General features: G+C 35.7%; 16 protein-coding genes. All 16 read right to left on the bottom strand.

From position 1 onward, the window contains the following. Nucleotides 1–15: 15 nt before the first annotated feature. The 16 genes from QPX86_RS07035 to QPX86_RS06960 all read right to left on the bottom strand — a co-directional run bounded on the left by QPX86_RS07035 (nucleotide 16) and on the right by QPX86_RS06960 (nucleotide 22709). A complete protein-coding gene (locus tag QPX86_RS07035; RefSeq protein ID WP_285164739.1) occupies nucleotides 16–3669 on the bottom strand; it encodes a glycosyltransferase in 3654 nt (1217 codons plus the stop codon). 58 nt (nucleotides 3670–3727) lie between these two features. Then, nucleotides 3728–4696 (bottom strand): sulfotransferase family protein, encoded by a 969-nt coding sequence (locus QPX86_RS07030; protein ID WP_285164738.1) that lies wholly within the window; start codon nucleotides 4694–4696, stop codon nucleotides 3728–3730. Continuing rightward, nucleotides 4696–6876: a coiled-coil domain-containing protein gene (locus QPX86_RS07025; RefSeq protein WP_285164737.1), complete on the bottom strand. Its 2181-nt coding sequence runs from the start codon at nucleotides 6874–6876 to the stop codon at nucleotides 4696–4698. Before QPX86_RS07025 ends, QPX86_RS07030 begins: the two co-directional genes overlap by 1 nt. Before the next feature lie 56 nt (nucleotides 6877–6932). Beyond that, complete coding sequence (locus tag QPX86_RS07020) at nucleotides 6933–8351, bottom strand: glycosyltransferase family protein (RefSeq protein ID WP_285164736.1); 1419 nt, start codon at nucleotides 8349–8351, stop codon at nucleotides 6933–6935. A 27-nt stretch (nucleotides 8352–8378) separates the two neighbouring features. Beyond that, a complete protein-coding gene (locus QPX86_RS07015; RefSeq protein WP_285164735.1) occupies nucleotides 8379–11132 on the bottom strand; it encodes a coiled-coil domain-containing protein in 2754 nt (917 codons plus the stop codon). Between the two features lie 155 nt (nucleotides 11133–11287). Further along, the gene (locus tag QPX86_RS07010) at nucleotides 11288–12718 is read right to left on the bottom strand and encodes a phosphomannomutase (protein WP_285164734.1); all 1431 of its coding nucleotides are present in this window, start codon (nucleotides 12716–12718) and stop codon (nucleotides 11288–11290) included. A gap of 2 nt (nucleotides 12719–12720) precedes the next feature. Continuing rightward, complete coding sequence (locus QPX86_RS07005; RefSeq protein WP_285164733.1) at nucleotides 12721–14136, bottom strand: mannose-1-phosphate guanylyltransferase/mannose-6-phosphate isomerase; 1416 nt, start codon at nucleotides 14134–14136, stop codon at nucleotides 12721–12723. A 14-nt stretch (nucleotides 14137–14150) separates the two neighbouring features. Beyond that, entirely contained in the window at nucleotides 14151–15272 is a 1122-nt protein-coding gene (rfbB, locus tag QPX86_RS07000; protein ID WP_285164732.1) for a dTDP-glucose 4,6-dehydratase, read from the bottom strand. Further along, entirely contained in the window at nucleotides 15273–16217 is a 945-nt protein-coding gene (gene rfbD / locus QPX86_RS06995) for a dTDP-4-dehydrorhamnose reductase (RefSeq protein WP_285164731.1), read from the bottom strand. It lies immediately after the preceding gene. Further along, nucleotides 16210–16773, bottom strand: coding sequence for a dTDP-4-dehydrorhamnose 3,5-epimerase (gene rfbC, locus QPX86_RS06990; protein ID WP_285164730.1), 564 nt, complete (start codon nucleotides 16771–16773; stop codon nucleotides 16210–16212). The genes rfbD and rfbC overlap by 8 nt, the downstream gene beginning before the upstream one ends. 47 nt (nucleotides 16774–16820) lie before the next feature. Continuing rightward, nucleotides 16821–17741, bottom strand: a complete 921-nt coding sequence (rfbA, locus tag QPX86_RS06985; RefSeq protein ID WP_285164729.1) for a glucose-1-phosphate thymidylyltransferase RfbA — start codon at nucleotides 17739–17741, stop codon at nucleotides 16821–16823. A 4-nt stretch (nucleotides 17742–17745) separates the two neighbouring features. Further along, the gene (locus QPX86_RS06980; RefSeq protein WP_285164728.1) at nucleotides 17746–19143 is read right to left on the bottom strand and encodes a lipopolysaccharide biosynthesis protein; all 1398 of its coding nucleotides are present in this window, start codon (nucleotides 19141–19143) and stop codon (nucleotides 17746–17748) included. A 1-nt stretch (nucleotide 19144) separates the two neighbouring features. Further along, nucleotides 19145–19795, bottom strand: coding sequence for an ABC transporter ATP-binding protein (locus tag QPX86_RS06975; protein ID WP_285164727.1), 651 nt, complete (start codon nucleotides 19793–19795; stop codon nucleotides 19145–19147). Between the two features lies 1 nt (nucleotide 19796). After that, nucleotides 19797–20582, bottom strand: coding sequence for an ABC transporter permease (locus QPX86_RS06970; protein ID WP_285164726.1), 786 nt, complete (start codon nucleotides 20580–20582; stop codon nucleotides 19797–19799). 1 nt (nucleotide 20583) lies between these two features. After that, nucleotides 20584–22299 carry a polysaccharide biosynthesis/export family protein gene (locus tag QPX86_RS06965; RefSeq protein ID WP_285165147.1) on the bottom strand — a complete coding sequence of 572 codons (1716 nt, stop codon included), beginning with the start codon at nucleotides 22297–22299 and terminating at the stop codon, nucleotides 20584–20586. A gap of 2 nt (nucleotides 22300–22301) precedes the next feature. After that, a complete protein-coding gene (locus QPX86_RS06960; RefSeq protein WP_285164725.1) occupies nucleotides 22302–22709 on the bottom strand; it encodes a hypothetical protein in 408 nt (135 codons plus the stop codon). Between the last annotated feature and the right edge of the window lie 39 nt (nucleotides 22710–22748).

The following is a 22748-nucleotide window of genomic DNA, read 5'->3' as shown; positions in this document are numbered from 1 at the left end:
TATTTATTAAATATTTTATTGCTGCTCAAAATTTGTTTGAGATACATCCAAATAGTCTTTAACTATCCTGTTCTCTTTAATCCCATTCGGATCATTAACTCGGTTATGTGATTGTTCATTAATATAATACTGTGATAAAACCTGAGGAACTAAGCAAAACACTTCACCATTCTGAGTACATTCTAGCCAAAATGCCCAATCAGCACTGGTGCCATATTTTTCTTCGTTAAAGAAACCATACTTTTCATGCAAAGATTTATGCCAAATTGGCATACAATGCATAATATTTTGCGATTTAACTAACCCATTGGCATCTTGTGTATAAAGTTTATCAAAGCTAATAGTCTGATCAAAGCCATTATTAAACCAATATTCATTATCTGTTATTTCAAACCAGCCCGTATTTCTCGCACAAGTGGCTCTAATAGCAGATGCAGCTCCTTTATAAGCAGGGTGTAGTACCAACTCATCTAACATCGCACGCGCCTGAAAAGGACTACGGCGATCATCCAAATTAGCATTACCGACCCACTGTGCTTTAGCGGTTTGTATACCTAATTGCCAGCAATTATACAATCCTGGATCAGCTTCTAGACGAATATATTGCATTCGACAACTCAACCCAGGATATTGCGTTATAAATCGGTCAAATATTAGCTGTTCATCACCAGGTGAAGCAGCATCTACTAATATTGCTTCACCATTACATTCTAATAATGCTGCTGCGGTATTAGCGAGAAATCCCCAAAAAAATTCGTCGCCTTTGAATATAGATGTGACAAAGCTCATTTGCGGTATTGTATTTTCAGGGTGTAAAGTTTTATCAAATAATCCACGATATGTAGATAAATCACCGTCTATATCACTTACTAATAAAATGTCTTCTTTAAACGGTAAAAACTCTGTAAAACCTGCATCTATCAATTGACTGGTGACATACTTGAAATATTGCTTGTCCTGTTTTGACAGTGTTTTTAACAATGCATAGGTGATTAGGTCATCACAATCATATGATTCTACATCACAAAGTAAGTGAGTTTTTTCGTGTACACCAAAATACGGTGAGATTCTCGCTTTAATATGACTAACACTAAATAGTTCACAAGGAGTTTGCCTTAATACTGCTTGATAAGTTTCTAACAAGTGTTGAGGGCTGACTTTTGTTTTATGGTAACCTGGGAGATCTTTTGCAAATAATTCATCTTTTTTATTATCAACAGCTATCAATAAATCTTTATGCCCCAGTTTTTCTTTAAACATAAACAAGATATCTGTAACATTCGAATGAACCTCATCCGAAGGAACACGTAACCAAACACTTCTGCCTCCTGCAACGGAGCTATTGATTTTCAATGCCATAAGCGCTTGAAGCATTGCTGTGATAAGGTTTGAACCATCAACTTTAACATCAATATTTATTATTACATCGCTCCAATCTACCAACTGGTTAGCACGTTGAGGTATTAATGTGTCGGCTAAACGGCACCATTGAACCCCTTTTAAAGGCAGTTCTCCACCACACAAATCAATTTCTGCATATAAAGATTTCTGAATTTTATCTGCTTGAACTATTTCCTTTTCTTCTGATGAATTAAACTTTGCATCATGAATATGGTAATTAAGTATATCTAAACAAGGGTTATATAATCTGTAGCCTGAACGGCTAATATGATAATTTAAGAAGGAATCACAGTGGAAAGTACCGATGCCAAATTCCGCACGAAAATCAAAAGCCAATGGTGATTGATATGCCCAAACATCAGCAGAAAAAGTATTCGGCAAACCAAATTGACTCATAATAAAACCGTGATCCTCTAAAGTTTCTGGCAGAACCTCTTTTCGACTAAGTACAAGAAAGTTTCCATCAAAATGTGCTTTGTTAATTCTAGAAATAGTTTTATCAAAAACAATATCTGCATTGGAAACGAATATTTGAGCACCATTAAAATTTCGGTCCATTGAATTAAAAATAAACTTAAAACTTGGTCGTTGGTCAATGTTTATAAATATTAATTTATATTCGAACTCATCCAAGTTTAATGCGCGAATTTGATCTGTAACCTCTTGTTTAAACTTTCCATCACCTTCTTCGTAAAAAAGAACAACACTGTCAAAAAGTGACAGATTTTGGGTTACACACGTCATATATTCGGCCAGTCTATGAGGCTCACTTTCATCATAGACAGAGGTTGCAAATACTTTATGCTCGGTTACTTTAGAATTAATATTATCAATATAGGCATTGTCATTGAGGTTTTTGTATATCTCTTCCAACATTAAATAGCGTTGACTTGGTAATGTAGTGATAATAAATGTACCAGCACTTGAATTCAGTATTTCTCTACTTAAAATTTTTGACTCTGGACAGCATCTATAAATTGTGACTTTATATTTCTTCTTACTTTTCTTGTGTAGCTCAGAGTATGCATTGATTATCTGATATACATTACCTTCAGCAAATGCAACCTTATAATCATCACTTAAGCCTAATAATGCCTTTGTCTCTGAAAAGTCAACTTTATCTAGATATAAATCGTATATCGCTTGCCCCAAAACTTTTGGATCTTTTACTCGCCAACTAAGTTCAGAATATTTCCAACCAAGTAGTAATAACACTGCGTAACAAGCTGAATCAGAATAGATATGTTTCTGAATTGGGAAATCAGTACTTATTCGTTTTAATATAATGACCCTTTGATTTGATGATAGTAATTCGTAATCTTGCAGATGCCATTTAGCCCAAATATCTAACAATTTAACTAAATACTTATTGCGCTGATTATTGAACTCAGTTGGTGCTATTTCTCCCATAAAATATGAATCTAATATATCTTGATTTACTATCCTCTCACTTTCATCTTGTTCCATATGCACTATGGAATCAAAAGATAAATATTTTGTAGCTAAACCACATTCGTTAGATAGTCGCGAATAAATATCAGAATCGTCCCAACCATAAGTTCGAATGAATTCATTATAAAATCCGATATTTAACAAATGTTCCTTATAACAACCAAATGAACCATTAACGTATACTTGATCATCTTGACCATTATCTAAAGCAGACTTCCAATGGCCCCGAACAAATTCATTATCCACAAAATCATTCAATTGAAGAAAATTTGGGCTCACTTCAATATCTGCATCTAACTTGAAGATTTTTTCATAGGAGGCAAAACGCAAACCTACATTAAAACCATAGGTTAAAATCCATTTGGGTTCGTTCTCAACTCTAACTATCTTGATACGTGGATCATTAATATCTGACAATGTTTCAGATACTGGAGTGGTAGATGACCAATCAACAATAACTATCTCATCTACATCTAACTTAAGCCAAGTTAATAAGCCTTTTTTTAAATTATCATTGCGATTCATGCAACAACTAACAATACTAATGCCTTGTTTGGGTTTTATTTCATCTAGCTGAGAAAGCTTTTTTATTGTACTTAAGTCAATTTTATTTTGTTGTTTAGGAGGCTTCTCAAGTAATGTCTCAGTCGTTGTGCCGTAGTGTTTGCACAATGCATTAACTAACTCTAGCGTTGCAATGCCAAATGAATTTTGCTGCAAGAATAACGCTTGTAATTGAACCTTAGCAGTTTCAAAATCACCTACTTTTAAATTTTTCTTTAACTCTTCGATCTGTTTATATATTAATTTACTCATATTAATTTTTCACTTCATTCTTAACACACGACTTTAAATACTTACATAAAGTAGCGGCCTAAAAAATATTGTAATCCTTTCGATATACTTCACATAATAATTTGAATTTTTCTGATTGCTTAATTTCTTCTAGCAAATAATTTTCAATCGTTCTTCTCTGTCTTGCTTCAATAATTTCACCTTTGCGACCGCTATCACCTGTCACCTTAAACATATCAAATAAAGAACTAGAGCCATTGACATAAGGTATATCCAGAAATAGACACATCTTTTCTAATTCAAATTCAGGTTGGTTGACAAAGTCTTCATAGAAAAAAATTTGTGAATGTTCAAACTCAGATAAAAAAGCCAATACCCTACCACAATAATCATCAAAACTTGATGGTTCAAAATGCAACCAAAAATTTGACTTTAATGATGCATATGCATCTATCGGATTCCTTAATGTAACAATAGAACGAATTTCAAAATCTGGCTCTAATGTCGTTTTAACTGTTGATTTAGATGCAATATCATCACCTACGCAGAAATCTGAATGACTGTGATCCCGTAATATCAAAATGCCGCCCAACCGAGTTACGTGCTCATAGGCATCAGTTATTGCATGAGCAAATATTTTTTTTGCTAATATATCTGAATTAGGGAAGTTTGCCTGCTTTGCTAAAGTTGCAATATCTGACGGAAGGAATTCAGCATTATCCTTCGGTAAGTGACGATAAGAATGAGGATGCACCTCACTCAGTAGATATGTATTAGGCATAACAGAAAAACACTTTGTAATTAACGAGCCACCACTGCAGGCTAAATGGTGAATAGTACGTAGTTTAGGCTTATTTATACTGTATTCTGCACATACCTGCTCACACTTAGCTAGTAATGAGTCAGGCTGGCTAAATGAAAAAAGATCAGAGTCGGTATGCTTCAAAGATAAATCAAAATCTGCAACGTCAATTACCCTCGTCTCATCAAGTAATGTGAGTGAATTCTCAAGCTCCTGTAATAAAGCATTTAACTGTCGTTCAGACATCACTTCGCCTCTAATTTACTTTTATTACTGCGCTTTTTTGACTTAGTTTTTACTGATTTGCGGTTAACATTTTTATCGTTTTCAATATTGTCTACCAAGCCACTGTTGTTTTGTTCAGATTCTATAGGTTCAGCACTGGGTGAAAGCAATCTTTCTGATTTTGTTGCTTTATTGACGTCAACAACTTCATCTGCAAACTCAGAACTTTGTAATTGCAATTGTTGATAATAATTGGCTGCCTGCTGCAGCTTAATACGCAACTCTCTCACTAAATCAACTAGTTGCTGTTCGTTGTGATGTTTTTGCTGATATTTTTGACGTAGGTCATCCAAATCAATTTGTGCTTTTGCTTGAAGTTTCAAGCCTAAATCAGCACTTCTTTGGCGTTCTTGCAATTGTCGCTTACCATCTTCCACCTGAACCACTAATGCCTCTGCCCATTTTTTATTCTCATGGTGCCAATGAGTTTGTTCATCTAATTTAGTGGATAACTCTGAGCACTGTTGTTGTGCGTCATTAAATTGGTTCGTTAATTGCTGATTAGCTGTCGTTAGGTTGGCTATTTCTGATCTTAAATTGCCCTCTAGCGTCTCAAGTTCAGTTAGTTTTGACTCTAGTTGAGCCTTTTCAGCTTCACTGTAATCTAATAATTGGCTATTAGACTGCTTTAATTCAGTATGCTCAACCACTAATGCTTCATACTGCGTTTTAGCTTGTTTAAGTTTGTTAGCTTGCTCGGATACTTGCGCTTGCAACTGTGTCGTAGCAGTCTTACTGCTTTCCAATAGTTGGTTATTAGACTGCTTTAATTCAGTATGCTCAACCACTAATGCTTCATACTGCGTTTTAGCTTGTTTAAGTTTGTTGGCTTGCTCGGATAGCTGTTCTTGCAACTGCGCCGAAGCAGTCTTACTGCTTTTCAATAGTTGGTTATTCGTCGCAGTAAATTGGTCTAGCTCAACCTGTAAAGCTTCATGCTTTGTCGTGACATGTTGAACTTGGCTTTCAAGCTCTGAAGTGCGAGCTTGAAGTTGCAGGTTTTCAAGTTCGATACTTTCCAGCAACTGCTGATTCGATGCTTTAAATTGATCAAACTCAGCCTGCAAAACACCTTTTTGATTGGTAATTTTCTTCAATTGGTTTTGAAGCATTACCCTTTCATCTTTATGCTGCTGCTTTTGCTGTTCAGCAGTTTGATTTATATCGCTCAATTTTTGCTGTAGCATTTCAACATCTTGCTGGTGTTTATCTTGAATCTGGCAATTTTGTTTCTGGAGTTTCTCTTTTTCTATCGTTAAATCAGCGGATTGAATTTGTTTTTGATTAAGGTCATTTTCTATATGACTAACTTCAGCACTTATTCTACCAAATTCTTCTGTTACTATGTTTTGATACTCTTCTTGCGCTTGTTGTAACTCAGCAATGTGTTGTTGTTTAGCTATATTATTTTGTTGTTCGGATTTTAGCTTACTATCAGAATCTACAATTTCTTGTTGAAGAATCTTTAACTGCTCAAGGGCTTTAATATAGTGACTATTTTTTTTAAATACTAACTCAACAAAACCATTGTCAGGCTCGCCACGATAAACGCAATCAAAACACTTATTCGTTAATGTTGAAATAACTTCATTTGCCTTACTGCCATTTTCATACATTTGTTCATCATTACTGCGCACAGCAATAACATCAAACTTACTTAGATACTCATAAGATGTATCAGCTAAAACATCACTCTCAACTCCTAACGTTTCGATTATTAACAAATTTACAAATGAACTTTCAGGTTCACAAGCGCTAAAATTTAACTCGTTGATAATGGAGTTTAACGATTTAGTTTCGCTAATTTTAGTTTGCTCTGTTACCGCTAGATTAGGCAAAAAATCAATAATTTTACTCGGTAAAAGTGAAGAACTATAACGCGGATTATTACAATGATTAAATTCATTTGATGTTGAATCATCTGTTTTGACGAGTAAATTTAACACACTAACATTTGCAATAGCTTTAAACTTTTTGCTTAACTTATCGCAGTAAGGACGGTGCGCATCAACAAGTACTACTTTTTCCGGTGACATTGGCGCTATCGTTGTCCACTCACTAAAACGCCCAGCCCCTAAATGCAGAACATTAGCTAGCTTGGTTTTAGGTTCAACAAGTAAATGCTGTAAATAGCTAAGCATTATTCTTCTTCCTTATCTACTGACTTTTATTGGCATAAACTGTTTTTATGCTACTTTCACTGACCATTAAACCAATCGAAAATTGGGCCAAATAACTGAGCTCGGTACTGAGTAATGCCATTCAATGCCTCCGTTTGGTTGCTTTGACTTTGCTTTAACATAGTGTCTTTCGATTTATTGGCCGTATTACTTTGCTCATCAGTCAGCACATCTATAATACCACTGGCAACTCTATCAAAATGCTCTTTGAGTAAACCTTTCTCAACATCCTCTTTCATTAATGCTGGTACTATTTTAAATTGGAGACCTAACCTTTGAGCTTCTCTTGATAACCAGGATTTCCCAATTATGACTACTGGCTTATTTAATGCTGCACATAACCATAAAAAACCTGAACTTTTATCACTATAAACCTCTGCATTGTAAGGTAACAACACTACGTCAGCATTAACCAAATGTTGAATTAATTCAGTTTGACTCCAAAAATGTTTATACAGACTGACATTATTATATTTTTCAGCCAGTTGGTCTAATTTAACCAAGGTATCGGCTATCTCAGGGTATTGCCAACTTAAGGTATATTGTACTGTTAATTGTATTGGTTGTTGGTTATGCGTTTTGTTATTTAGGCTTAATAATGAATCAATAATTGTAGGCAGTAAATTAATCCCTTTATTCTCTTTGGCATCACCATTGTAAAGTAATACCGTAGGCACACGATTAAGCTTACCTTGTGTGCTTTTATTAGGAATTAAATGTGCCCAATCATGTAAGTAGCATGGATGAATTTCAAACGGCTCTTGCAGGTGTAATAACTGTTGATATTGACTTGCTAACTCTTTATCGCTTGTATAGATTGTTGTTGATGCATGCCTAACTAACCTCTGAAATCCATGATAAAACTTTAACCTATGGCTTATACTAACTGTTATACCATTATGGTTTATCCCTGGGTTATACATTGCACAAACAACATGTTGAGCATTAATTAGGTTTTCGTTTTTAATTTTTGCAACTTGTTCATTGCCATCAAGCATCGTTAATGCAATTGCTAAAGCATTGGCGTGCTCCCAACTTAGGCAGGGATAAAAAAAGACAACTTTATCAGCTGATTTTGGGTTTTCAGATTGATATGGGAATTCAACATAAAAAGACAACAAGGCTTGATAATATTCACGTGCTAAAATATTAATAAATGAGTTAGCATCAGCAATGGTATTTTGCTTTTCAAATAATTGATAAAAGTTTGTTGTAAAAGCGGCTTCTACCTCCATGCTTAACACGTTATCACCATTCGATAGCTCCAACTGTTTAAGCAAACGCTGGTCTATCGATTTGTTGGCATATAGTTTGATAGCAGTGGGCTGATTAGAGCCTGTTTGGCTAGCCAAAAACTTAAGTGTTGTTGCAAATCCAGCATGATGACCTCCGAGTTCCATTAACCCGGGGTCAATAACAACCAACTTATATGGCATAGTAATGATACGCTCTGTTGTTATATATTATTGTTTATCTTCACTTTGTTCTACAATGGTAGGTTCACCATTTTGAACAGCGTCATCTGCAAATTCACTCTCATCGAGTTGAACATCTGGATGTTCTTGCATTTCAGCACCTTGAGTCAACTGATGCTTTAATGAGTATAATCGATTACCTATACCTTCCCACTGCTGCCAAGGTCTATCAAATTCAACCTGCTGTTCATGTAGTTTATTCACAAATCCAGCAAAATTATTAATAAAATGGCCGACTAATAATTTATCTGCAACAGATAAGCTTTCTAAACCTTGTATTTCTAATACATCGCTTTGTGTATTGATAATTAGATTTAATTTATAGCCAAATTCATCAGATGTTTCTGGTGGCCATGCTTGTAAAGGTGCCATACCATTTGGTAATTCTCTAAGCTCAATCATAAACTGATTCGCAAATACCGCATCATCAGTTATATCAGTCACTGATGCTTTTATATTAAATTGTTCAAAATAGCGTTCACCAATAAGCAAGTTGTCAAATGTAAGCCAAAGATGTTCATAACCTTCGGTGCGCATTTCCTCTTTAAGCATTACCGAATCAAAACTCATCCAATCTTGTACATTACTGATTTGAGATGCTAACTGATATGCATTGACTCGCCATTGTCTTAATGAAGTGGCTGATAGTTCAGCTAGATTTATAATTGCGTCGTCGGTTGCTAAATAACTAGCTAAATTTTTAGCGATACTATTTATTAAAATTCGGTCACTTGTATTTAAGCGTTCAAATAAAAACTCTTGCTCATCTTTTAATTCAGCGGATGGTTGGGGTAAATAAACAACATAAGAACCATACTCATCATTGTATTTTTCATACCACTGCAAATAATCAACCAATTCGTCATTAGGTCTAAATTCAATACCTAAACAACCAGATTTATCGACTAATTTGCAACGTAAGCTTTCAAAAAAGCGCCCATCAGCTAATGCTACATTATTTAATTGTATTTTTAACTCGTGATAGCCTTCTGTATCGTATTGCCCTAGTAATTCAATAGTATTTATAGAAATGCAATTAAATATTTTCTCGTTTTTGGCAACATTATTGGAGATTGAATTACTCATTAATTTTTCCTGTTCTATAAATTTTTGAAAATAAAACTCTAGTTCTTCTTGTAATTGATTTATCTGTAATAAGGCTATTTCATTTTCAGATAAAGTGTTCGCCTTCACCTCTAAAGCACTTTGTAGCTGTTCACCTAAATCTAACACTTGGTTAGCAAGAGCTTGCTTTTCAGTGAATATGATTTCAAGTTCTTCTTGAAGTTGATTTATTTGCAATAAAGCTATTTCATTTTCATCAGTTATGTTTAATTCTAACTGTGATGCATTTTTTAATTGATTACTCTGACTTGCTACTTTTTCGACTAGTTCTTGCTTTTCACTAATTGTAATTTCAAGTTCATCTTGAAGTTGACTTATTTGCAATAAAGCGATGTTGTTTTCACCTAATGTTTTTTCAACCAGTTGAGTCGAATTATTTATTTGCTGTTGCTTTTCAAGTATCTCGGTCTGTAATATTTCATTTTGTTCGTTAACTGAATGCAATGAGCCTTGTAATATTTCTCGTTCTGCTATTATCTGCTCATACTTTGCCGCTGAATCGACATATTCAGCTTTAATCTTAACCTTATGCTCACGCTCAAATATTAATTCATTTTGACTTACAGCAAGACTTTCGGTTAACTGTTCCAACTGTTTATTGACACTTACATTACTCGCATGAGTTGTCTCAAGCTCTTCTTGTAACTGATTAGCATGAAGGCCAAATAGTTCTTTTTCACTAGTTAGTTCATCGAGTTTGTTATTTTTTTCAGATATTATATCTTGGTATTTTTGAGTAGTTTGTTCTAATTTTTCATTCGCCAATTTGGTGTTGTTCAATTCTCTCTCAACGGCAATCAATTTGGAATGTAGACGTTCAACTTCAATTTTTTTCTCTTGTAATACTAGAGTGAGGTTTTCATCTTGTTTAACAATGGAGTTAACATTTTTCTGAATTTCAACAAGTGCATTACTAAGTGTTGTTTGCTCTATTATATTAAATTCAGACAAAGATTTATTAAAATGCGTTCGTAATTTTATATCATCATACAGTTCTTCTAGTTGCTCAAATTGCTCTGACTCTGGAAAAGCAATTTCACAATAATGAGCGGTAAGCTGTTCTAGTAATGATTGATTGAAAGTGAGGCCGTTAATATTCTCAACATCAAGTGGCTTATTTAAAAATTCAGCTGCATTCTCAACAAAAGCTTGTGGTTGAGTCGCGCATTCAACAATATTTAATAATCGGGTTGATTGAGGTGTTTGACACGAAATGTTATTCAGCTTGGTAACTTGTTCATGCCATTCAGCAAAATGTAACTGAAGTTCATTAGGGGTTATCGACTCAATTGGTTGGCTTGCTAACGATTGAGTTGGCCTACAGTAAAATAGTAACCATTTTATATCAAACTTATCAGTTGAGGACATGGTATAAACCAAATCACAATTAATCACCTCTAGCGGTAAAGAGAGCAAATAGTCATTTTGAACACACAAAGACGCAATTTTACGCAAAAGTGAAACCACTCTTTTTGTTGTTTGTGTCGTATTTAACTGGCTAACAAGTCCTTCAACTTCATTGTTATCGTTAATATTTGATATCCCTGAAGCTAAAAGTTGTTGTGAAAGCTGTTCCCAGGATGAATTAACTAAGCCAGTACAAATTAATAATGACATATTATTCTCTATTTGTTTTTAACGCATTATGAAAAGCATTTTAAAGATATTATTTACGGCCAGTAATTGCATAGTCAACCCCAATTTAGCCGTACATTTTATATAATTAATTAAAAGCATAACAACACCATTAATGATGTCGTTATGCCGTTTAATTACAACGATGTTACTTTACCCAATACTCGTGATACATAACCTTTTGCCGCTGTTTCAGCGCTAGACTCTGCATAACAACGAAGTTCCGGAGCATTTCCTGAAGGTCTTAAATGAATAATGTCATTATTTTGCAGCGTCATCCTTAGTCCATCTGTTGTATCTGTACAACTTACAAGCTGTTCAGTAAATCCTAATTGAGCTAACAACTGCTGTGGATTTTCTACCCCTTTAGATATGATTTGTTGGCTTCTTTGTGTTGCAAAATTCTTAATTCTATCGCTGGCTGTCACTCGATTTGGCAGTTGTTTTACGAGCGTTGACAGGTTTACCTTTGACGCAGCAACTAGCACCACAATTGCGGGTAATAAGGCATCTCGCGTAGGTAAACTTTTCGTTAAAGTATCATTAACTTTGATGTCACTTCCCAAAATAAAGCCGCCATTAGCCTCAAACCCTGCAAATGTATTAAATTCAGTAGCTAATGCTGAGAATTCAGCTATTACATAAGGTGAACCAATTTTAGTACGTGAAACCTTAGCAAACTTACTCGATAACTCAATTGCTGTATTACAACTTACGGGAACAGCAAGGGCTTCAATCTTCAAGGCTTCTGCGCACAAAAGACCTAAAATATCGCCCCTAAGCCAGTGGCCATTTTCATCGGAAATTAGCGGTCTATCACCATCACCATCAGTCGAAAATATGGCGTCTAATTTTAATTCTGCCGACCAGTTAATCGCTTTTTGGCAATCCTCATCCGATACAGCTTCGGTATCGATAGGCACAAATGTGTCTGTTCGCTCTAAAGAAATAACTTCAGCACCTAACTGTTCAAATACCTGAGGGTATAGATCTCTACCTGCACTTGAATGCTCGTAAATACCAATACATTTACCACTCAAAGGCTTATCGCTAAACATACGGGTATAGCGCTCAACATATAAATTTGCAGCGCTATCGTTAACGAGTAAGTCATCAAGCACTTCAATTGATTGATATTGGCAATCACTATTCAAGATTGAAACTTCATCTTGTTTAGTAATTTCACCGTCGGGGCGGTAAAACTTTAGGCCATTACGGTCAAATGGTATGTGACTTCCTGTCACCATGATACAAGGTATAGATTGCTGCATAGCAGCATAAGCCAAGGCTGGCGTTGGGATAACCCCATAATAGACGACATCAATATTCAGTTGTTTAGCCGTTGCAGCAATGGCCGCTGCCATGCTTTCACTGCTTGGTCGGTTATCAATGGCGATAGCAATGGTATTAAACGAGTGATTTTGCTGCATAACCTTGATAAAGGCTGCAGTAAAAGCACCACAAACATTAGCTGTAAAGTCAACCACCAACCCACGGGCACCACTAGTACCAAATTGGACACCACTGGTTGCTAATACTTGTGAGCTGATGAGTGTTGTGTTTATCATAATTATTTACCCACCCTGCCATAACGGTCTTCAAAACGCACTATGTCGTCTTCACCTAGGTAGCTACCTGATTGAACTTCAATCAATTCTAGATCCACTTTACCCGGATTTTCCAAAGCATGAATAACGCCAACTGGAATATAAGTTGATTGATTTTCCGTTAGCAATATATCTTTATCGCCGTTGGTCACTTTTGCTGTTCCTGATACCACAATCCAATGTTCAGCACGGTGATGGTGCATTTGTACACTCAGTTTGGCACCAGGTTTTACAGTAATACGCTTAACTTGATAACGCTCACCATTATCGATCGAATCATACTTACCCCAAGGACGATAAACTTCTCGGTGATGTTTAAACTCAGTTCGTCCTTCAGCTTTAAGTTTATTGACGATTTCTTTGACATCTTGGACTTCATTTTTTGAAGCAACTAATACTGCATCTTTAGTTTCAACAATAATGATATCTTCGATACCTACAGTACTGACCAAACGGCTAGTAGCATGTACTAGCGAGCCTTTAGTATTATGCAGGATAACATCGCCATTAGTCGCATTGTGGTTATCATCTTTAGTATCTATATCCCAAAGTGCAGACCAAGATCCTAAATCACTCCAACCTGCATCCATTGGGACAACAACCGCATCGGCTGTATGTTCCATAATGGCGTAGTCAATTGAATCATCTGGCGAACTAAGGAATGCTTCACTACCAGCTCGAATAAAGTCTAAGTCTTCAGATTTGTCTGTATAGGCTTTTTCGCATGCTTCATAAATGGCTGGAGCATATTTTTTAAGTTCAGCTAAGTAAATACTGGCTTTAAACATAAACATGCCACTATTCCAGTAATACTCTCCACTATCAAGGTACTCATTTGCTGTGGAAAGGTTTGGCTTTTCAACAAAGGCACTTACAGTGTAAGCATTGCTTTCTATTGATGCGCCTCTCTTGATATATCCATAACCAGTTTCTGGTGCATTTGGGACGATACCAAAAGTCACTAACTTATCAGTTTTTGCCAATTCGATAGCACTTAGTACTGAAGATTCGAAAGCCTGTTGATTCTCTATGACATGATCAGCTGCCATCACCATCATTAAAGCATCACTCTGCTGTTCTACAATATCAAATGCCGCTAATGCTATAGCCGGAGCCGTATTTCTGCCAGCGGGCTCCAACATAATTCTTGCACCTTGATAATTTAATGCACGTAGTTGCTCTGCAACTAAAAAACGATGCTCATCATTACAAAGTAAAACACTCTTACCTGCAGGTAGGCCTTCTGTTCTTTGTACAGTCTGTTGTAGCATGCTGACACTGGATGCTAATGCAAGAAACTGCTTTGGAAAAAGTGACCGACTTAGTGGCCATAAACGAGTGCCTGAACCACCGGCCATAATTACTGGAGTAAGCTTCATGTATAAGTTCCGTTTTAAATAATCATATATTTTGAGTTTGTTTCTAAATAGCTTCCATCAATAATGGATTGCCACCAATCGTCGTTTGTTAAATACCAGTCCAACGTCATTACAATCCCCTCTTCGAAGGTTTTAGTTGGACGATAATTTAATTCACTTTCAGATTTGCTCGCATCAATTGCATAACGTTTATCATGTCCAGGCCTATCGGTAACAAATCTTACCAATGAGGCAGAGTCGCCAGATAATGCAGCAAAAGCTTGAGGATATTTTTCCCTCAGATAAGAGTTTTCAGCAAATTTTAAATCAATTTGCGAGCATATTAATTTAACAATGTCTATATTGGTCCATTCATTATTGCCACCAATATTATAAGTTTCACCTACCTTGCCTTTATTTAATACCAATTCAATCCCTAATGCGTGATCATCAACGTATAACCAGTCTCTAATTTGCTTACCATCTCCGTATATCGGAATTGATTTATTCTGCAGTACATTAGTAATCACTAAAGGAATTAGCTTTTCAGGAAAATGGAAAGAACCGTAATTATTAGAGCAATTAGATGTCGTTACCTGTAGGCCATATGTATGTAGATATGATCTCACTAAGTGATCACTTGCCGCCTTACTTGCTGAATAAGGTGAATTAGGTGAGTAAGGTGTTAATTCAGTAAACGCTGCTTCATTAGGTAATAATGAACCATAAACCTCATCAGTTGAGACATGATGAAATCGATGTTTTATCACTGGTTGATTGTTTTCTTTAGGGGTGTCAATCCATACTTTTTTTGCCGCATTTAATAAACTAAATGTGCCATTGATATTAGTTTGAATAAAAGCATCAGGTGATAATATTGATCTATCTACATGTGATTCAGCAGCAAAGTGTACGATTGTATCAATCGAATGCTTGACTAGAATGGACTCAACAAGATCTGAATTTCCAATATCACCCCAAATAAATTCAAACCTGTTATTTTCGTAACATTGACTTAGGTTACTCATATTTCCTGCATACGTGAGCAAATCTAAAACTATGATTCTGTCATTTTTAAATTTATTCAACCAATAATGGGTAAAACTTGCACCAATAAAGCCTGCACCACCAGTCACAAGAATATTTCTTGGATTCATTTAAGTTGTCTCACTCTCGATTTTTAATTCATCTAACATTAATGACAATTGTTTTCGCCAGTGTTGGGTCTGCTTCCCCAAAAAGCTTTCTGTTTCAGCTTTACATAACACACTATATCTTGGTCGCCTTGCTATGGTAGGAAAGTCACTATCAGGGATTGGAATGATCGGGATTTTTTTTTCGATTAGACCTTTCTCAAAAGCCAAGTCTTGTATTGATTCTGCAAAATCATACCAAGAAGCGACACCTGCATCCGTCCAATGATATACTGCTAACTCTTTATCGCTTTCTGTAGAAAGCAAGCTACTTGTGGGACAAAAAGTCTGTGTTGAAGAATCAAATTGTTTAGCAATTGTTTCCCAAATTGTATCCGCTAAGCCTGCAGCCCAAGTTGGCGTGCCTATCTGATCATAAATAACTGAAACACTTTGCTTTGACTTCAACAAATTTAAAATTGTCTTTACAAAGTTATTTCCATACTTTGAATACACCCAAGATGTTCTAATTACCATTTTAGAGAGCTCCGGAAAAGCTTTTAGCGCATTTTCACCAGCTAACTTTGAATGTCCGTAAACATTGACTGGACTAACTTGTTCAGTGGTTTTATAAGGCTTATTACCAGTACCATCGTAAACATAATCCGTTGAAATATGGATCAGTTGCGCGTTAATGTTTTGGCAAGCTTTGGCAAGATTTTTTACCCCCTGCTCGTTAACTAAAAAAGACTGTGCAGAGTTATTCTCCGCTAGATCAACACGAGTATACGCAGCAGCATTGACCACAACATCAGGATTAAAACTCGTAATGACTTCATCAACTTCATCAGAATCACAAATATTTAATTCATCACTCGACAGACACAAAAACTCAACAAAATTGGGAATAGAAATACTTAGTTCAGTCGCTAACTGTCCCCCTTTGCCTGTCACTAGTACTCTAACCACAAAAGTATCCTTTAAATTTAGGAGCTTGCTTAAAACTTGAACCCTTTTTATCTTTATCGGAAAGTGTTAATTCAATGTTTTCACAAAAAGGCCATTCTATTTTGATATCTTTATCATTCCAAAGCACCGATATTTCAGCTTCAGAATTATATTTGTCTGTGCATTTATAGGCTAAATCTGCAATTTCTGAGGTAACATAAAAACCATGAGCAAAACCTGGTGGCACCCATAATTGACGCATATTTTGTTCTGACAATATTACGCCAACCCATTTTCCAAAACTAAGTGAGTCTTGGCGCATATCTACTGCTACATCAAATACTTCACCACGGGTTACTCTCACTAACTTACCTTGCGTATTAGAAGTTTGGTAATGAAGACCACGCAAGGTTCCTTTGGAAGAGCGGCTTTGATTTTCTTGTACAAATATAGTTTGACCTATATTTTCATCAAATAAATCTTGTCTAAAAGTTTCAAGAAAATAGCCTCTGTCATCACGAAAAACTTGTGGTTCAATTATCTTTACGTCCGGAATACCTGTTTCAATAAACTTCATTTGACCTCTTAAAATTACTACCGACAACAACTTGTAAAATTAACAAGCTAAAAAGTATCATGCTTTAAAAGATTTATTAGATATTGCCCATATCCTGATTTCTTCAAGGGCTCAGCTAAAGATCTCAATTGTGAATCAGTAATGAAACCTTTCCTAAATGCAATTTCTTCTGGGCAACAAATTTTCAACCCTTGCCTCTTTTCAACCGTCTCGATAAATTCTGCAGCTCTTAACAAACTGTCATGAGTACCGGTATCAAGCCAAGCTGTTCCTCGCCCCATAACTAAAACATTTAAATCATTGTTATTCAGATATGTATTTATAACATCAGCTATCTCTAATTCTCCCCTAGAAGAGGGCAATAAAGATTTTGAAATTTTAACTACGTCACTGTTAAAGAAATATAATCCCGGAATAGCGTAGTTAGATATTGGGCTAGTCGGCTTCTCAATAATTTTTTTAGCTTTTCTGTTAGCATCGAACTCAATTACGCCATAGTCTTGAGGATTAGAAACATGATACCCAAACACTGTTGCGCCAAATGGTGCATTAGCAGCTTCCGTTAATTGTGGAGTAAGGTCATGTCCATAAAATAAGTTATCGCCTAAGACTAAACAGACCGAATCATCACCAATGAAGTCCTCTGCGATTATAAAAGCTTCTGCTAAGCCATTTGGCTCAGCTTGTACTTCATAACTGAAGCTAACCCCCCAATCAGCACCTGTTCCCAATAATGATTTAAATTTAGACAATTCTTCTGGTGTTGTAATGATGAGTATGTCTTTTATTCCTGCCATCATTAAAATTGATATTGGATAATAAATCATAGGTTTATCGTAAACAGGCATAAGCTGCTTACTAACTACTTTAGTTAAAGGATAGAGCCTTGTTCCTGAACCACCCGCTAGTACAATGCCTTTTTTTGTTTTTGCATTTTTATGTTTATTAATTAATTTTGTTCTAGACATTTTATTATCCAAGCTCTTTAGCTGTTGCAATCACTATTCTTCCAACTCCAAATAACATCAATAGGAGCACTGCAAATAACGAAGTATTATAAAAAATCTTTGGATACTTGCCATCTTGAGGTAACGTTGAAGTTTCGACAACAACAAGAAACTTCAATTTCCTGTAAGCTTCTACTTTAGCCTTTTGTAATGAAATCTCTGATGATGTGTATGACTGTAGAGCAATCTCTAAAGCAATTTTAAACTCTGAAAATTGTGTTAACACTTCACTTACAGCTGATTGATTGTTACTGCTATCACCCTGTTCTGATAATCTATTTCTTTCTATCTCTAATTGTTGATATAAAGCCGATAGTGTTGACTCAAGTACCATTACTTGTGGCGCCTTGTCTGTCATTATCGCTTTTAATGACTTTAACTCAGCACTAGTGGTAGCAATCTGAGACTCGAGCCCATATGTAATCTGTTGAAATGCTAATCCTTCTGCTTCTGGATCTAGAAGGTTATTTCGTTGTTGAAAAGTCAGAAGATTTTTCTTTGCCAATTCTAATCTGCTGGTGATTTTTAAATGTTCATCATTAATAAACGTCACTTGAGCTTCAGCTAATTGATGGCTAATTGAATTTATATACCACTCTGCATGTACAACAATTGCTTGGTTTATTCTTTGCGAGAATTCAGGTGTATATGCTTGTGTTTTTAGAGTTATAACACCTGATTTTTCATCTATTAGCACTTCAGTATATTTTTGATAAAACTCAAGAAAGTCCTCATCGGAAGAGTCTTCATTTAAACGAGTAAAGAAGTCAACATTATTGCTTTCATAATGTGCTTTTAAGTTAACTTTAGAATCCAAATAATTGAGCATGTCTTTTGAAAAAATAAATGCTTTAACTAATTCAGTATCAACGTTAGAACTACCTCCTATAGAAAAACCACTAAGAAGAGCCATGGTTGCATCCATTGTGGCTGCACTATCAGGTTGTTGGACTGTCAACTGCGACTGACTTTCATAACGTTCGGTTGCAATAAAAATTTGATAAAATGCAAATATTAAGAAAGGTATACATACAAACATTATGAAAGGTTTTACGATAAAAACTTTGACCTTTTTAGCATCAAATTTACCTGTTGGAACTTTAATTTTTTTTATTATTTTACTCACATTGTAATTTTTACTATTTATTTCGCTCGTTAAAAGATTATAAAACTGCTTATATTCTTCATTTTTAGGATTCATATTGCAAACTCGTTGCATAACTCGTTGAGCTAATTTTTTATCACTTTCAGCAAGTTGTTGAGCCAGTGCATATTGGGAAGTACTGCTTTGCCACTTTTCTTCACTAATAGAATTTTTTAAATCAATAAATCTATCATTTAGATTTTTCGAAAAATTGTTCATGTTATAACGCCTGATAGATTGTAATAGCTTGTTCGATGTCATCATAAAACTTCAGCTCGCCCTTATTGAGGACAATAGCACTGTCGCAGAAATTTCTGAGTTCATCCATTTCGTGACTAACCATAATGATATTGGCTGAAAGGCTCCTTTCTAACAAAGACTTTTTCGCTTTCTCTCTGAATTTCGCATCACCTACAGAAGTGACTTCATCGATGAGGTATACATCAAAATCAATGGATAAAGAACACGCAAAAGCAAGTCTAGTTCTCATACCGCTGGAGTATGTTTGCACCGGAAGGTCAAACTTTTTACCTAATTCCGAAAACTTTCTAACTTTAGATTCGTAAATATCTAAATTAGAAATACCGTTAATTTTTCCTATAAACCGAGTATTTTCACTCCCAGTCATTTGCGGGTGTATTCCTGTAGCTAAAGCAACTGGCCAAGAAAGGTTTAGATCAGTTGTAATTGAGCCAGAGTTCGGATATTCACTCCCTGCTAGCATTCTAAAAAGTGTCGATTTACCCGCTCCATTTGAACCAAGTATCGCTATATTTCTATTAGATGGAATTTCAAAACTTAGTTTATCAAAAACGTATTGTCGTCCAAGTTTAGAAGGATAATACTTTGTCAATCCACTGATTTTTATCATACTATTGACTAATTGCCTGTTTCCAATTTGAAAAATAAAAAGCGAGTGATAAGGTAAGAGTCGCCAGCGTTACACCAGCTAAAAAAAGCAGACTTACTCCATTTGTTCCATAAGTTTCATAAGCTGCGTACCTCGATAACTCTATTGCATGTAAAATTGGATTCCAATTGAAATATACCCAATATTCTCTTGGCATATCTTGTAAAGAAAAAAATGTTCCTGATATGAAAAAAAGTGGTCTTGTTGCTAAGGATTGGATTTTACCTATTTCTCTAATATACAACTTAGCGACAGCTAAAATACAGCCCAGCGAAACAGCCAGAATCCAAAGCAACACAAACACAAAAAATAACATTAAAGGGTTATCTATATGGATTTCGATACCAATAAAATACATAACCATCAAAACAAAAAGGTAAACGGTTAACTTCACTAAAAATGAAAATAGGCCAGTTGCTAGAATACTGCTAATTGGTTGTACTTGGCGAAAAGCAAATAATGCTTTATTTTTTTGAATCGCCATAGACGTATTTTGTAATGTTTCTAAAAAAAACTGTATGTTGAGCAACCCATAAACCATGAAGGCAAAAGTAGGCACGGAATGAATATCTTCTCCTGACATTTTGCCGCGAATAAAGGATAAAATAAATATAAATGCCAATGGGCTTACTACAGACCAAGCTATACCAAATTTGTCATTAAAATTTGTTCTGATTTCGCGAACGAAAAGAGCAAAAATGACATCACGCCATATTTGCCACCTATTACGTTTAATAATTACTGACATATTAATTTATCGCATTTGCAGCAACGGCTATCTGGTAGATGATTTGTGTGACATCTTTAACGGCTTGCATGATTTTAGCATCCACTTTAGGTAGCACTAATAACTGGTCGCCAGGGTTTAACGCACCAGTAGCATTTAAGCTAATCATTCCATTGGGATGTATGATCATTATTTGTTCATAGTTAGCTCTTTCACTATAACCGCCAGCCCAAGCGACATAGTCTTCAACAACCGCTTGGCTATTATAAACAACAGCTTGAGGCATAATGACTTCGCCCCCCACATGAATTAGATCACTTCTCGCTGGAATATGTACAATATCGCCTTGCTCTAATCTGATATTGGCAACTTTACCGTTATCCGAAACGATAACCTTACCCAGAGGGATAATTTTCCGAGCACGTTCGGTAAATTCAAGGATCATCTTGCCTTCTTCAGCTCTTATTCTAGCTTCGCCATCTGACGATGCAGGAGCAGTGAATACACTTCGCTCTAATCGCTCTAACGACTGGTCAATCATTTCTTTTTGCTTTATTGCCACACTTTTTCGTTGAACATAAATGGCTTGATAGTTAGCTAAATCTTTGTCAATTTCAATGTTGGCGAGTAAATCATGTAAACGGGTTTCTTTTTTAACCGCAAAATACGATGGCCCTTTATAACTACCTGCAACTTGAATATCAAAGACTTGGGCTCTAATATCATCATTAAAAAACAGTCTATCACCGTCACTTAAGTCAAAACCTTTAAATTCACCAAAAGGTAAATAGAGTGAAAATGGACCAAACTCCCTATCGCCAACAACACCGACATGGCTAACTTTTGAATATGGGCGTGCATAATGGATTAATTCACTGCCTTGAGGCTTCTCGCCTTTAAATTCAAATCTAAATGGGTTTCGAACACTACCTGTAACAACAACCGTCGCCTTTTGTCTTTCAACTAAGATGACATCGCCATCTTTAAAAGTAACCTTTGGTAAGTAACCATTGAGCATAAAGTCATATAAATCTATCTCTTGTATAACTTGATTACTTCTTATGACTTTAATCGAGCGGTAGCTTCCTCGCTCCGAATCTATTCCGCCAGCTCTTTTGAGATAGTAAAGAATACTGTCTGATGCAACGCCAGCATATTGCCCAGGGCGAATAATGCTGCCGCTGATGTAAACACTTACTGGAGTGGCAGTTAATAGGTTTACGTATATGTTTACACTTGATTTGTATGTTTGTTTGATTTTTGTTGAAACAACAGTATTAAGCTGACTTGCTTTAACCCCTGCTACATTTATAGGGCCAACATTGGTAATAAATAGATTTCCCTGATTATCAACCGTCAGCACTTCAGATTGATTAACTGCGCCCCAAAGCCAAATTGAAACTTTATCGCCAGCTGCAATAGAATAATCTTCATTAAGCCCGTCTAAACGCTCACTTTCATAACCACCCGCAAATAAGTTGGCACCATAAGGCGGTGGGAGACCAGCCTCAGATACAGGTAGTAATTCTTCCGCACTTGCCTCACCTGGTAATAAAAGGTTATTTCTGTTTTGCTTATTAAAACTGCCATTTTCCATTGCAGAGTTTGACAATGCAGCCTGTTCGCCACCAAGTGATTCTAATTGGCCGTTAATGTCATTCGTTCCAACCGCATTAGCAGATGTCGCAACACAAAAAAGAAAAGAAAAAATTAAAGAGCTAGCGTTTATTATTTTCATCACTAGTTGAAACCTCGTGTAGCGCTTTGTTCATCAATAACAACGGGGATTAACATCCACTTATTTGATGATTCTTGAAGACAAACAATCCGATTCTCTACTGAATAACTGTTGATATTGTCTGGTGTATTTTCAAGTGGCTTAATTTCTACTTTTCGACACAATTCACCTAAGCCTGAGTAATATGCCAATCCAAGGGTTACCTGCAGCTTTTCATACTCAACAACATTACCAGGTGCTTCGCTAGATAGACTATTCCATAACTGTACTGGCACTTCAGTTTTAGATGCTGTTGGAATGACTTTTTCTACTAATGGCCTACTCGCCTGAACACTCGGAGGGGCAGAACTACAACCCGCAACTATAGTCCCAACAAAAGATACAAATGCAATTTTTAGCAATAATTTCATTATCTTATTTACTCTTAAATACAACTCTAAAACCCTGAA

This window comes from Shewanella goraebulensis (genome assembly GCF_030252245.1).
Taxonomy (GTDB): Bacteria; Pseudomonadota; Gammaproteobacteria; order Enterobacterales; family Shewanellaceae; genus Shewanella; species Shewanella goraebulensis.
This window is presented reverse-complemented; position numbering and strand designations above follow the sequence as displayed.